This window comes from Novosphingobium sp. PC22D (genome assembly GCF_002556635.1).
Lineage (GTDB): Bacteria > Pseudomonadota > Alphaproteobacteria > Sphingomonadales > Sphingomonadaceae > Novosphingobium.
Genome location: NZ_MWMO01000005.1, coordinates 193,230 through 206,071, shown reverse-complemented (window position 1 = coordinate 206,071; position 12,842 = coordinate 193,230). Strand labels below are relative to the sequence as shown.

Annotated in this window: 11 protein-coding genes; 9 read left to right on the top strand and 2 right to left on the bottom strand. The window is 66.9% G+C overall.

Going from position 1 to position 12,842, the window contains the following annotated elements; genetic code table 11:
• Positions 1-199 precede the first annotated feature (199 nt).
• From B2G71_RS10615 to B2G71_RS10605, 3 genes are all read left to right on the top strand, one after another.
• A complete protein-coding gene (locus B2G71_RS10615; protein WP_098105732.1) occupies positions 200-874 on the top strand; it encodes a response regulator transcription factor in 675 nt (224 codons plus the stop codon).
• Between the two features lie 72 nt (positions 875-946).
• On the top strand, positions 947-1,357 hold the full coding sequence (locus tag B2G71_RS10610; RefSeq protein WP_098105824.1) for a UrcA family protein: 411 nt from the start codon (positions 947-949) through the stop codon (positions 1,355-1,357).
• Positions 1,357-2,208: a sulfurtransferase gene (locus tag B2G71_RS10605; RefSeq protein WP_098105731.1), complete on the top strand. Its 852-nt coding sequence runs from the start codon at positions 1,357-1,359 to the stop codon at positions 2,206-2,208. Before B2G71_RS10610 ends, B2G71_RS10605 begins: the two co-directional genes overlap by 1 nt.
• Before the next feature lie 131 nt (positions 2,209-2,339).
• Here the strand turns inward: B2G71_RS10605 and B2G71_RS10600 are convergent, their stop codons facing one another.
• Both B2G71_RS10600 and B2G71_RS10595 read right to left on the bottom strand, forming a co-directional pair.
• Positions 2,340-5,087, bottom strand: a complete 2,748-nt coding sequence (locus B2G71_RS10600) for a TonB-dependent receptor (protein ID WP_098105730.1) — start codon at positions 5,085-5,087, stop codon at positions 2,340-2,342.
• A 117-nt stretch (positions 5,088-5,204) separates the two neighbouring features.
• On the bottom strand, positions 5,205-6,785 hold the full coding sequence (locus B2G71_RS10595; RefSeq protein ID WP_098105729.1) for a hypothetical protein: 1,581 nt from the start codon (positions 6,783-6,785) through the stop codon (positions 5,205-5,207).
• 291 nt (positions 6,786-7,076) lie between these two features.
• Here B2G71_RS10595 and B2G71_RS10590 point away from each other — a divergent pair, with 291 nt between their 5' ends.
• The 6 genes from B2G71_RS10590 (at position 7,077) to B2G71_RS10565 (ending at position 12,841) form a co-directional block, all read left to right on the top strand.
• Positions 7,077-7,454, top strand: a complete 378-nt coding sequence (locus B2G71_RS10590) for a tetratricopeptide repeat protein (RefSeq protein WP_098105728.1) — start codon at positions 7,077-7,079, stop codon at positions 7,452-7,454.
• 267 nt (positions 7,455-7,721) lie between these two features.
• On the top strand, positions 7,722-8,054 hold the full coding sequence (locus tag B2G71_RS10585; protein ID WP_098105727.1) for a TrbC/VirB2 family protein: 333 nt from the start codon (positions 7,722-7,724) through the stop codon (positions 8,052-8,054).
• A complete protein-coding gene (locus tag B2G71_RS10580; protein ID WP_098105726.1) occupies positions 8,054-8,335 on the top strand; it encodes a VirB3 family type IV secretion system protein in 282 nt (93 codons plus the stop codon). Before B2G71_RS10585 ends, B2G71_RS10580 begins: the two co-directional genes overlap by 1 nt.
• Positions 8,336-8,352: 17 nt before the next feature.
• Positions 8,353-10,770: a VirB4 family type IV secretion/conjugal transfer ATPase gene (locus tag B2G71_RS10575; protein ID WP_098105725.1), complete on the top strand. Its 2,418-nt coding sequence runs from the start codon at positions 8,353-8,355 to the stop codon at positions 10,768-10,770.
• Positions 10,767-11,996, top strand: coding sequence for a type IV secretion system protein (locus tag B2G71_RS10570; RefSeq protein WP_098105724.1), 1,230 nt, complete (start codon positions 10,767-10,769; stop codon positions 11,994-11,996). Before B2G71_RS10575 ends, B2G71_RS10570 begins: the two co-directional genes overlap by 4 nt.
• Positions 11,993-12,841 carry a TrbG/VirB9 family P-type conjugative transfer protein gene (locus B2G71_RS10565; RefSeq protein ID WP_098105723.1) on the top strand — a complete coding sequence of 283 codons (849 nt, stop codon included), beginning with the start codon at positions 11,993-11,995 and terminating at the stop codon, positions 12,839-12,841. Before B2G71_RS10570 ends, B2G71_RS10565 begins: the two co-directional genes overlap by 4 nt.
• Position 12,842: the final 1 nt, after the last annotated feature.

The window sequence follows — 12,842 nt, the reverse complement described above, 5'->3', positions numbered from 1 at the left end:
TTCGCACGTCGGGCCTAGGGATTGTGCGTTGCAACATGGTGACGGTATCGGGTCGTTTCCGTGACATTTGTGGACAACTTCCCGCGAGTCGCGCGATCACGTCAGAACTTTATGCAGATTTCACCGTAGCGTCGCCAATCTGTCACGTCGCCGTCATGCGGCGATTGCAGAAGCGGGCCCCGCGGCATGGATTGGGGCAATGCAGAGGATCGATGTTCTCCTGACAAGTGAACTGGATGGCGGCTTCGCTCCGTTCCGTCACGACGATCTTTACTTGGTGCTCCACCACTGGGCCGACCTTGCCGAGATCCCGCTTATCGAAGGATCGCTGTGGGCCTTCATCGACTGGGTCCTTCCCGGGATATCCGGGCTCGAGGTCTGCCGCCGGCTGCGCTGCGATCCTCTGACCGCGAACGCCCACGTGACCATGGTGCTCGAGGATGACGACCAGGAGGATCGCAAGCGCGCGATGCGCACCGGCGCTGACGATTACATGCTCGGCCCGCTCACCCGAACCGCGCTGCTCGACCGCATACTCTCCGCCAACCTGCGCACGCAGCAGATCGGCGCGGCGAGCCGGTTGTCGCAAGGCGAACTCACGATCGATGTCGCCGCCTTCCAGGCGCGCTGGAAGGGCAAGCCCGTCCCGCTGATGCCGAACGAATTCCGCCTGCTGCGCTATTTCGTCGAGCATCCCGGGCGGGTCTTCACCCGCGCCCAGCTCATCCAGGCACTCGGCAAGCAGGAGCCCGCGGTGGATGAGCGCACCGTCGACGTCTGGGTCGGCCGGCTGCGCCGTGCGCTCAAATCTGCGGGCGCGGGCAACCCGTTGCGCACGGTGCGTTCGCTGGGTTACGTCTTCGACGCGAATTGACGCGAGAGCTTGCGCCCGATCAACGATGTCTTCATGCGATCGGTGCAACCGGTCAGCCAAGGAGAACGGGCGATGAAGACGGGATCGGCGAGAAGCATTCTGGCGGCAGCAGTAGCGGTATCGGGCCTGCTCGCCGCGCCGGTTCTCGCGCAAGAGGCGGAAAACCCGCCGAGCGACGGCCCCGCGATCACCGTCGAGGCGCCGCGGCAGGTCGCCGTGCCCATCGAGCGTTCGCCCTACACCGGCGCGCCGATCGCGGTGAGCACCGTGCGCATCCCCGTACTCTACGGCGATCTCGATCTGACGCGCGACGAAGATGCCGAGCGGCTGATGACCCGTGTGGGCCGCGTCGCGCAGGACGCGTGCGGTGAACTCGACCGGCTGCTGCCTTTCAGTGAAGACTCCGATTGCGTGCGCCGCGCCAAGGCCAACGGCGAGGCGGCGGCGAGCGAGGCGATCGCCGCGGCGCGCGGAGAGCAGTGATGTATTCGACGCTCGTACAAGTCGACGAACTGAACGATCTGCTGGCAGCGGGCAGCGTCCTGATCGCGGATTGCAGTTATGATCTCTTCGACACCGCGGCTGGCCGCAAGGCCTGGCACGAGGCGCGTATTCCCGGCGCGGTCCATGTCGACCTCGGCAAGGATCTGTCGTCCGTGTCCGACGGAACCAACGGTCGCCATCCGCTTCCTGACCGCGAGACGCTGGCAGCAAGGCTGCGCGAACTCGGGCTCGATCGCGATATGCAGGTCGTCGCCTATGACCGCTCGGGCGGGTTCTACGCGGCGCGCCTGTGGTGGTCGCTGCGCTGGCTGGGACATGAAGCCGTCGCGGTTCTCGATGGCGGGTTCCAGGCCTGGTGCGAGGCCGGCGGTGCCGTCGAGAGCGGCGATGCGGCGGCTCGGCCAGCCGGAGACTTCACCGCGTCCGCCTCGCTCGAGCCCGAGCCGATCGGCGCCGACGAGATCCTTTCCGGCCTCGCCGAGGGCGCGCACCGCATCCTCGATGCGCGCGACGCCGCGCGCTTCCGCGGCGAGCCGGCACCGCTCGATACCGTATCGGGCCATATTCCCGGCGCCGTTTGCCGCTGCTACCGCGACAATCTGGGGCCGGACGGGCGGCTCGTGTCGGTCGAGCAGTTGCGCGCCGCCTTCGATCCGCTGATCGCCGGCGTGGAGCGGGGTGCGGTCGTCAGCCAGTGCGGATCGGGTGTCACCGCGTGCCACAACCTTCTCGCGATGCGGCATGCCGGGCTTGGTGGGGCGCGGCTCTATCCCGGCTCGTGGAGCGAATGGACCGCTGATCCGTCGCGGCCGATCGCCACCGGCGACTAGGCCGCGATCACGGCAGCCGCCCCGTCTTGCGCATTCGCGGTCGGCATCACCATAGAAAAGACCCGACCGCCTTGCGGCGGGCGGGTCGAAAGGTACCGCTGGGGCAGGGCGCCCCCGGGGGGTGAGGTCTCTTAGAACTTGATCGAAGCGCCCGCGGAAACGCTGGTGCCGATGTCGTAGCTGTTGATCTCGATCCGGGTCGCACCGTTGTTCTGGTACTCCTGGTGGTCGGTGCCGGTCATGTTGCGGATTTCGAACTTCAGCTCGACGGGCAGGTTCAGGAAATTGACTTCCTCGCGCGCGACGAAATCGAGCTGGAAGCCCGGCTTTTCGATGATGTCGGGCAGGTTGTTGAACCCGCGGCTGACCACGCGCTTGCTGGCATAGGACAGCAGGAAGGTGATCTGCTGCAGCCGGTCGGTGTCCTCGAGGCCGAACTGGAGGTTCACGAGGTGGTCGGACTGTCCCGTCAGCGGAACGCCATCGCGGAAGTACAAGGTGGCGTCGGTGTTCGAGGTGCCGAAGATGAAGGTCTCGTCGCCTTCCGAAACCGAGATGTCCGACTGCGTGTAGGTATAGTTCGCATTGAGGATGGCGCGCTTGCTTTCGAACCAGCCGCCCAGGTCGAACAGGTCGTAGTTGTACTGCAGCTCGAACTCGGCGCCGTAGAGCGTCGCTTCCGGGGCATTGGCGAAGCTGGTCCGCACGCGGCCGTCCGCGAGCGTCGAGTAGGCTTCGATCGGACGGTCGATCTTCTTGTAGAAGCCGGCGAGCGAGAGCCGGTTTGTGCCCCCGAAGTAGTATTCGGCGCGCGCCTCGGCATTGACCAGCTCGCTGTCGCGCAGCAGCGGGTTGCCGTTGTAGAGGCGCGTGGTTTCCGGGTCCTGATAGGGCTGGAAGATCAACTCGCGGAACTGCGGGCGGGCGATCGTTTTCGATCCGCTTGCCCGAAGCTGGAGGCCGTTGCCAAAGTCGTACGTGATCGTGGCGGCGGGCAGGAAGTAGTCGTTCGCGAGCGCGGTGGAGGCGTCGAAGGTGTTCGGCGTGTTGAACACCTGGGCGGCATCGACCGTCTGCTTGGCGTCTTCGTATCGCACGCCGAGATCGACCGTCAGCCCGGTGACGGGCTCGACCCGAATCTGGCCATAGGCCGCATGGATCTTGAGCGCGGCCTCGAACGCCGGCGTATCCTCGGTCAGTTCCTGGAGGACGATCTGGTAGGGGTCGGCGTTGGCCTCGTTCTCGCCGAAATCGATGATCGCGTCGCTCAGCAGGTTGACCGGGCTGAAATAGCTGAAGGCGCGCGGGAACGCGCTTGAGATGAAGCGGAATTCGCGCCGGGTCGAATAGCGGTCGGTGTCGGTGTAGGCATAGCCGACCGTCGCCGTGACCCAGTCGTTCAGCCGGTAGCTGAAGTCGACGCCGCCGTAGTACAGATCCTCGGTGAGGTCCGAGAAGGCGACGCGGGCGTCGCTGCGCTGGCCGTCGAGGGTGTTGCGGAACAGTTTGACCGGGTTGCCGTTCTCGTCGACTCCCTGGATCGGATCGTTCGGGTTGTAGAAGTAGTCGAAGCTGTACTCGTAGGGCGCCTCGCGCGAGGTCTGGGCGTAGCCCGCGCGCAGGTCGACGTCGAGATCGCCGAAGTCGAGTTCGCCCACGAACTGCGTGTCGATGAGCTGCCGTTCGTACCATGCGGTGTTCTGCTCGGCAGTCTCGTAACCGGTCTCGAAGTCCTGGCCGAGCGCGAGCACCGACTGCTTGATCGAATCGCGGATATAGACGTTGGTCCAGCGGAACTTGTGGTCACCCAGCTCGAGACCGAAGCCCAGCAATCCGTTCAACAGGATGCGGTTGTCGGTGGTGAACGCGTCCTCGGTGCGCTGCAGCGCCAGATCCTGGTCGGGCGCGAAATCCTTCTGGATCACGCGGTTGCGCCACTTGTTGGACAGCGCGAGCGTCGCGATCACGCCGAGGCGGCCGTCGCTGCCGACGTCCAGGGCGGTGCCGCCGGTGATCGAGCCCGACCAGTTGGGCACGATGTTCTTCATCTTCTGAAGAACCACCAGGTTCGGCTCGATGAGGTCCCTCTGGATCGCGCGCTGGGTCTCGCGGTTGACGCCCGAGAGGCGTTCGCCGCTGTCGAAGAACGACTGCAGCGCGCCGGGAACGTCGCGCGTGCCGTCGTCGAAGCCGAACCAGTCGTAGTCCGAGCCGTAGACGGAGTAGCCTTGCCGGCCGGTGGTCTCGGAATCGCCGCTGATGCTGGCGCTGACCGTGAGGAAGCTTTCCTCTGGGATGGCGCGGGTGGTCAGGTTGATCACGCCGCCGCCGAATTCGCCGGGGAAGTTCGCCGAGTAGGTCTTCTGCACCAGCGAGGAGGCGATGATGTTCGTCGGAAAGATGTCGAGCGGGACGACGCGGCTGAGCGGTTCGGGGCTCGGCAGCGGAAGCCCGTTGAGCAGCGCCAGCGAATAGCGGTCGCCGAGGCCGCGCACGTAGACGAAACCGTTGCCCTGGACCGAGAGGCCGGTAACGCGGCCGAGCGCGCCTGCGATGTCGCCTTCGCCGGTGCGTGCGATCTGTTCGTTGCTGAGGACCGAGACGACCTGGGTGGAACTGCGCGTCACGTCGCGGATGCGGCGGCCGGTGACGACGATGTCCCCGCCGGGGATCGAGATATCGGGCTGCTGGCCCTCATCCTCGTCCTCGGGTACGCCTGCCTGATCCGCGAGTTCCTCGTCGGCCGCCGGATCCTCGTTGCCGATGCCGCCGGTGGTCGCGCCGGTATCGCCGACGGTTCCTTGCGCGAAAGCCGCACCGGGAAAGGTCAGCGCGGTGGTGAGCAAGAGCAGCCCCAGAAGCTGCTTGCTATTGGACATGGTAGGCCCCCTCGTTTCAGGTCCGATAGTTCTGTGCAGGGGCTGACGCCCCAAGACCAAAGGGGGAGGGGAGCCGCCTTCCGGCAGCCCGCGCCTCCCCCCGATCGTCGACTGAGATCAGTAGACCGGCAGCGAGGTGCAGGCGCCGGTGTTATCGCCGAAGTCGGCGATGTCCGAGTTACAGGTCCAACCCGTGTACCAGGTGTCCGCGGCGTTCTTGACCGCACCGATGTAGTCGACGGCGTCGAAGAAGCTCGAAAGCGTGGTGGGATCGAACGCAGTCACCCCGCCCTCGTTGCTGCCGTTGATGAACAGGTTGGTGAGCGTCGAGGTGTAGGTGGCGTTGTTGTTCGAACCAGCGTTGAAGAACCCGGCGACGTCGTCGGCGGTCGGGCCGTCGCTGCCGACGAACTGACCGGCGCTGGAGCAGGAGAGCTGAACCGATTCGAATACCGGCGGACCGTTCTCGTCGTCGCCCGAGGCCTGGACGGTCTCGGCATGACGGACGCGGATGCATTCGTCGTTGGGGCTGAGAATGATGCCGTTGAGCAGCGCGTAGTCCGTGCCGCCGCGGAAGTAGACGGCGGCGCCGGCATCGGCCGGAGCGGTCGGGCTGATGAACACGAAGTTCGAGATCTTCGTGTCCTGACGCGGCACGGCATTGCGGTTGTCGTTCGAGTCGGCCTCGATGATCGCGTCGTGCGCACGATCGCTGTCCTGCACGACGATGGCGTACTGGATGTTCGCCTTGACGCCGGTGTCGGAGTCGATCGAGTCGTCTTCCGCGCCGACGACGATGAAGTGCTTCATGTTGACGTAGCCGCCGAAGAACTCGGCGCCGTCGTCCGAGCTGTTGAACGACTGGATGTAGTCGAACTCGGTGCCCGTGCCGGTGCCGCCGGTGGTGAGCGACTGCAGCTCGCTGCCGCCGGTGAGGGTGAAGCCCGAGTAGCGGATCTGGACGTACTTCATCACGCCCGAGTCGTCGTCGTTGGTGGCGCCGCCGAAGAAGGCGGGGGTGGCCGAACCTTCGACCTGGCGTTCGCACTCGATGGTGCCCTCGGCCGCGTTCGGCGCGTCGCAGTCGGTGACCTGCGCGCGGCCGCCGAGGACGACGCCGCCCCACTGGCCGGACGAATTGTTGTTGTTCAGGCCCTGGACGTTGTCGCGGCTGGTGAACACGATCGGCATCATCTTGGTGCCGACGGCATCGATCTTGTTGCCGCGGTTCACGTAGAGGAACGAGGAGCCGCTCGAATAGATGATGACGCCCGGCTCGATCTTCAGCGTGACGTTGGTATCGCTCAGGCCGTCGCTGTCGTCCGGCGTGGGGCCGCCGTCCGAACCGACGTCGACGCGGCCGTTCATGCGGTAGAGTACGCCTTCGATGTAGGGGAGGGTCGAGGAGGCGTCGAAGGTCGTGGGCAGCGTGCAGACGCGGTATTCACCCGTCGGACCCGAGATCGTGCCTTCGTTGCCGAGACCGCCGGACGCGGCGATGGTGGGGCAGCCGGCAGCCGGCGTCACCAGCGAGCTCGTCGGCGTGGGAGTCGGTGTCGGCGTGGGAGTCGGCGCGGGCGTCGGGTTGTTGACCGTGATGTTGCCGCCGGTGCCGGGCGAGGCGATTTCGTTCGGACCGCAGCCGGCGAGCGCGAGTGCGCTGCAGCCAACGAGCAGCAAGCCATGGATATTCTTCACGTTGGATCCCCCATTGTGTGGTCGAACGACGCGGCGACTCCGCCGTCGTTGAGCCGCGTTTAGGTGGGGGGAGTGACAGTTTGTTGGCGCTAGGATGACAGTTTTGTGTAACTGCGTGACCGTTTTATGACGGGGCCTGCGGGCCACGGTGGCGATCGACGCCCGACTCGCCCGGGGCCGGGCGATTCACACCACCATTGCAGTTTTATGACAGTTGCGTCATTTTGTTGGCGGAAATGGGATTCGGAGTGAGACTGCTCGCATCGAAACCAAACCCAGGGGAGAACCTGAATGTCTGCCAACGCCCTAGTCGCCGCCGTCCTCATCGGGCAGGCCGCCTTCTCGATGGCCATCGAACCGCAGACGGGGCGCACCGACGACGTCGCCTTCTCCGAACTCGCCGACGGTCAGGCCGCGGCAGCGATCGCCAAGCTCGAAGAGTCCCGCCGCGTCGATCGCGATGACCCGGCCACGCTGATCAATCTCGGAACGGCCTATGCCCGCATGGGAATGACCGAAAAGGCGCTGCGCGCCTATACCGACGCCATCGACAGCGACGAGCGCTACGAACTCGAACTCGCCAACGGGGAATGGATGGATTCGCGCGACGCCGCGCTTCGGGCGCGTGATCGGCTGCTTCAGGCGAAGGTCATCGCCTCGCGCCGCTGAGCGGTCGTCGCTGGAAGCGATGGCGGCGCGACAAGCCGCCACCTCGCCGCGAAGGGATACCGCGAGCGGCGGCTTGGCCTTCCGGGTCGCGCCACGACCAAATACCGCCGGTGCGAACTATCGATAAAGGTCGCGCCCGTCGCGGTGCTCGCGCGACCGGTCGGCACGGGACGATACGCGACGAAGTGATGCGCCTTGCCCGGCGGCCGTCACATTGCTGTCATGACACGGCGTCATCGCGCCTCCGAGGAGGGCCCGATGATTCGTATGGCAGGACAGCAGTTGGATAAATTCAGAAGTGCAGGATTGGCGCTGGCGGCGATGATCGCGGCGCTGGTGCCCGCAACCGCGCGGGCGCAGACGGCGGCCGATCCCGCGGGCAGCGGTCCGATCGTCGCCGCCTTGGGCTGGCTTCAGGGCACCTTGCTTGGTAATGTGGCCACCGCGGTCGCCGTCATGGCGGTCGCTGCGGTGGGATTCATGATGCTGACAGGCCGGTTGAACTGGCGCTTCGGCGCGACGGTGATCATCGGGGTGTTCGTGCTCTTCGGCGCGGGCTCGATCGTATCGGGCATTCAGTCGGCGGCGGGCGCGGGCTGATGGCGCTGGTGCGTTTCCCCGTCCATCGCGCGCTCACGCGACCGCAGATGTTCGCGGGTGTCACCTTCAGCTATTTTATCATCAATGCCGCAGTCACGACCGAGATCTTCCTGATCACCAAGAGCTTCTGGACAGTGCCGGCGGCCCTGGTGATTCACGGCGCCGGCTATCTGGCGTGCCTGCGCGAGCCGCGGGTCTTCGACTTGTGGATCGCGCGAGTCAGCAAATGCCCCCGGATTCGCAACTGGCAGCGCTGGGGCTGCAACAGCTACGCGCCCTGAGGAGAGCGAAACAGGACATGGCCAAGCCAAACTTCGGCAAGATCGGCGGCTGGGGCGCGAAGGAAGCGCTGGCCGGCGATCGCCTGCCCTATCTCGCGTTGATCGACGAGAACGTGGTGCTGCTGCGCGACGGCTCGGTCATGCTCTCGCTGATGGTGCCCGGCCTCGCCTTCGAGACCGCCGACACCGATGAACTCAACGCCCATGCCGCGACTCGCGAAGTGCTGCTGCGCTCCTCGCTCGATGCGCGCTTCGTGCTCTACCATCACGTGATCCGCCGCCGCGTCGAGATCGAGATGGAAGGCACCTTCGACGATCCGCTCTCGGCGCATATCGACGCGCGCTGGCGCGCACGCACTGCTTCGGGCGCGCTTTACGTCAACGACCAGTTCGTCACCCTCGTTCGCCGTCCGGCGCGCGGCAAGGCGGGCTGGCCCGACAAGCTCTCGCGCATGTTCAAGCGCAAGCGGCAGGGCCCGGTCGAGGCCGATCCCGCCGACGTGCGCGCGCTGCGCGCCGCCGCCAGCGCGATGGTCGCTTCGCTGGGCGCTTACGGCGCGCGCCTGCTCGGAGATTACGAAGGCTCGTCAGGGACCTGCTCCGAAGCGCTCGAGCTGATGTCGGCGCTCTACAACGGCGAGATGCGCCCGGTGCGCCAACCCGCCGCCGATACCGACATCGGCCACATGCTGCCCTATCGGCGGGTCAGCTTCGGTCTCGACGCGATGGAAATCCGCGGGTCGGCGGGCTCGACCTTCGCCTCGCTGGTCAGTCTCAAGGACTACCCCGATTCGACCGCGCCGGGCCTTACCGACGCGCTCCTGCGCCTGCCGACGGAGCTGGTCCTGACCGAAAGCTACGCGCCGTCCGACCGCCAGATCGCGCGCGAGCGGATCGACCTCGCGATCCGCCGCTTGAAGTCGGCCGACGAGGAGGCCGTCTCCGAACGGCGCGAGATGATGAGCGCGCGCGATGCGCTGGGCACCGGCGCCGTCGGTTTCGGCGACCATCACTTGTCGGTGCTGGTGCGCTCGCCGAGCCTTTCCGCGCTCGACGACGCCACCGCCACCTGCGCGGCGGCGCTCGCCGACGCCGGCGCGATCGCGGTGCGCGAGGACGTCAACCTCGAACCCGGCTTCTGGGGCCAGTTCCCCGGCAACGAGAGCTATATCGTGCGCCGCGCGCTGATCTCGAGCGCGAACATGGCCTGCTTCGGCTCGCTGCACGGCTTCGCGATGGGGCAGGCGAGCGGGAACCACTGGGGCGACGCGGTCACGCTGCTCGCGACGACCAGCTCGACGCCGTTCTTCTTCAACTTCCACCAGGGCGATCTCGGCAATTTCACCGTGATCGGACCCTCGGGCTCGGGCAAGACGGTGGTGATGAACTTCCTCGCCGCGCAGGCGCAGAAGTTCAGCCCGCGCACGATCCTGTTCGACAAGGACCGCGGCGCCGAAGTGTTCCTGCGCGGCATCGGCGGCACCTATTCGCGGATCGCCGCGGGCCATCCGACCGGCTTCAATCCGCTGGCGCTGCCCGATACGGCGGTCAATCGCGCCTTCCTGCGCGACTGGCTGGGCGTGCTGCTCAAGGCGCATGGTCCCGAGGAGCTTTCGACCATCGCCGCCGCCGTCGACGCGGCCTATGCCAACGACGCCGCGCTGCGCCGCCTCTCGCACTTCCGAGAACTGCTGGCGGGCGCACGGCGGCCCGAGCCGGGCGATCTCGCGAGCCGGCTCGATGCCTGGATCGGCGCGGGCGAGCACGGCTGGCTGTTCGACAACGCCGAGGACAAGCTCGACCTCACCGCCAGCAAGCTCGGCTTCGACATGACCGCGCTGCTCGAGAACCCGCGCCTGCGCACGCCGGTGATGATGTACCTGTTCCACCGCATCGAGGAGCGGCTCGACGGCGAACCGACGATGATCCTGATCGACGAGGGCTGGAAGGCGCTCGACGACGAGGTCTTCGCCGCGCGCATCCGCGACTGGCTAAAGACGCTGCGCAAGCGCAACGCGCTCGTGGGCTTCGCCACACAGTCGGCGCGCGATGCGCTCGATTCGAAGATCGCCACCGCGCTCGTCGAACAGACCGCGACGATGCTGTTCATGCCCAACGCCCGCGCCCGCTTCGAGGATTATTGCGAAGGCTTCGGCCTCACCGAGCACGAGCTAGACGTGATCCGCACGCTGCCCGCGCAGTCGCGCTGCTTCCTGATCCGCCAGTCGGACGCCTCGGTGGTGGTGCGGCTCGATCTTTCGGGCATGCCCGAGGTGCTCACCGTGCTCTCGGGCCGCGAGAGCACCGTGCGTAAGCTCGATACGCTGCGCGAGCGCTACGGCGACGCGCCCGCCGCCTGGTATCCGGTGCTCACCGGCGCCAACTGGCCGGGTGACGCGGAAGACGGGGCGATCTGGACCGAGGCCGCCGAATGAGCGCGGCCTGCGAACAGCTCGTCGAAGCCGCATCGGGCGGCGTCGCGCCCGCGCTGCGCGCCGTCGACTGCGTCGCCAACGAGATGACCGCGTCGGCTTTCGGGCGCCTGTTCTCCTCGGGCGGCGCGATGGGATACGTGCTGACGATTCTGCTGACGCTCTACATTGCCTTCTTCGCGATCTCGCTCCTCACCGGTCGGTCGTCGCTGCGGATATCGGCGCTGACCCCGCGGATGCTCACGCTCGGTTTCGTTCTCGTCTTCGCGACGAGCTGGATCGCCTATCAGGGCGTGATGTGGAACCTCGCGCTCGGTGGGCCCGACTGGATCGCTTCGGTGCTGATGGGCACCAGGGGGTCGGCCACGCAGATCTTCGCCGACCGCATCGACATCATCTTCGCCGCGATCACGCAGGTTGCCGAGGAGACCAGCAATGGCGGCGGCGCGGCAAACGGCGCGGCGGGCGCGGCGCAAGGCATGTTCAGCCCGCAAAGCGTGATGTGGCTGGGCGCGCTGATGCTGCTGCTCGGCACCGTCGGCATTCTGCTCACCGCGCGCATCGCGCTTGCTGTCCTGCTCGCGCTGGGGCCGATCTTCGTCGTCATGGCGCTGTTTTCCGGCACGCGCGGATTGACCGCGGGATGGTTGCGCGGCGTCGTGCTGACCGCGCTCACCCCGCTGTTCGTTGTGCTCGGCGGCGGCATCACGATCGAGCTGCTGGTGCCGATCATCCGCGCGCTGTCCTCGAATCTCACCGAGATCGACGGGCGCGCGGCGATGGCGTTGTTCCTCGTCGCGGCGGTGCACCTGGCGCTGATGGTCATGGTGTTCAAGGTCGTCGGCACGATGGTCGCGGGCTGGCAGGTCTTCGGGCTGGCGCGCTCCGAGCGGCCTTCCGAGAGCAACGCGGCGGCCTCGGCGGCAAGCTACTATGCGGCGCAGCCGAACCAGATTTCGCCCACGACCAACGGCCAGAGCGCCGCGGCAAGCTCGCGCCGCTCGATCGCGCCTGCGGTCGCGGCCAATCCCGGCGGCGTTGCATCCGGGGGTTCGGGTGAGGGGGCGTCGCGCTCGGGCGATCGCCGCACCGTCGTCACCCAGGTCAGCGGCGGCGGTATCGAGCCGCTCGCGCCGCGCAGCGCCTCGCGCACGCGCGGCATCGGCAGCCGCTTCCGCAGCGCCTCGAACGATACCGGTCGCGGACCGGCCAAGGAGATCAAACGATGAATCGCGGCAGACTTGTCGCCATGGCGCTCGCGGGCGCCGCGCTAGCGTTCGGCGTGCAGGCCCATGCCGACGACCGCCTGGTGGAGCGGCTCTACAAGGAGGACGAGGTCGTCCGCATCGACGGCCAGCTCGGCGTTCAGGCGACGATCGCCTTCGACGACGCGGAATCGATCGAGAACGTCGCGGTGGGCGATTCCGCCAAGTGGCAGATCACGCCCAACAAGCGCGCCAACCTGCTGTTCGTGAAGCCGCTCGAGGCGGGCGCGCGCACGAACATGACGGTCGTGACCGACCGCCACATCTATTTCTTCGATCTCATCGCCAGCGCCCGGGCGAAGCCGCTCTACATGCTGCGCTTCACGTATCCCGAGCAGAAGGCCCAGCCCGCCGACCAGGTCGCGCCGAGCATGATGGCCGCGCTGACCGGCGAGGAGCAGGCGGTGGCGGCGGGGACCGTTCCGGCCGACGAAACAGATCCGGCGATGCTCAACTTCGCCTGGCGGCGTACCGGCGACGCGCGTATCCAGCCCTCGCGCGTCTATGACGACGGCACCGCGACCTATCTGCTCTGGGCCGAAAAGCAGGAAGTGCCCGCGATCCTCGTGCAGAACGAGCAGGGTGAGCTTGGCCCGGTCAACTATTCGGTGCGCGGCACGACGATCGTGATCGACGAAGTGCCGCGCACGATCCTGCTGCGCTCGGGCAAGTCGCAGGCGACGCTCGAGAACGTACGACCCGATGCGTCGGCCTCGGCGCGGGCCGGCACCGCGGCACGCGGCGGATCGGACGGCCGGACCGCGCTGGCCCGCGCCGCTTCGGGCACGAACTTCGAGAAGGGGAACTGAT

Bases quoted from the DNA above. Each gene is read 5' to 3' on its own strand.
- B2G71_RS10565 (WP_098105723.1), top strand. From the start codon at position 11,993: ATGAATCGCGGCAGACTTGTCGCCATGGCGCTCGCGGGCGCCGCGCTA.
- B2G71_RS10610 (WP_098105824.1), top strand. From the start codon at position 947: ATGAAGACGGGATCGGCGAGAAGCATTCTGGCGGCAGCAGTAGCGGTA.
- B2G71_RS10615 (WP_098105732.1), top strand. From the start codon at position 200: ATGCAGAGGATCGATGTTCTCCTGACAAGTGAACTGGATGGCGGCTTC.
- B2G71_RS10580 (WP_098105726.1), top strand. From the start codon at position 8,054: ATGGCGCTGGTGCGTTTCCCCGTCCATCGCGCGCTCACGCGACCGCAG.
- B2G71_RS10575 (WP_098105725.1), top strand. From the start codon at position 8,353: ATGGCCAAGCCAAACTTCGGCAAGATCGGCGGCTGGGGCGCGAAGGAA.
- B2G71_RS10585 (WP_098105727.1), top strand. From the start codon at position 7,722: ATGGCAGGACAGCAGTTGGATAAATTCAGAAGTGCAGGATTGGCGCTG.
- B2G71_RS10605 (WP_098105731.1), top strand. From the start codon at position 1,357: ATGTATTCGACGCTCGTACAAGTCGACGAACTGAACGATCTGCTGGCA.
- B2G71_RS10570 (WP_098105724.1), top strand. From the start codon at position 10,767: ATGAGCGCGGCCTGCGAACAGCTCGTCGAAGCCGCATCGGGCGGCGTC.
- B2G71_RS10590 (WP_098105728.1), top strand. From the start codon at position 7,077: ATGTCTGCCAACGCCCTAGTCGCCGCCGTCCTCATCGGGCAGGCCGCC.
- B2G71_RS10600 (WP_098105730.1), bottom strand. From the start codon at position 5,087: ATGTCCAATAGCAAGCAGCTTCTGGGGCTGCTCTTGCTCACCACCGCG.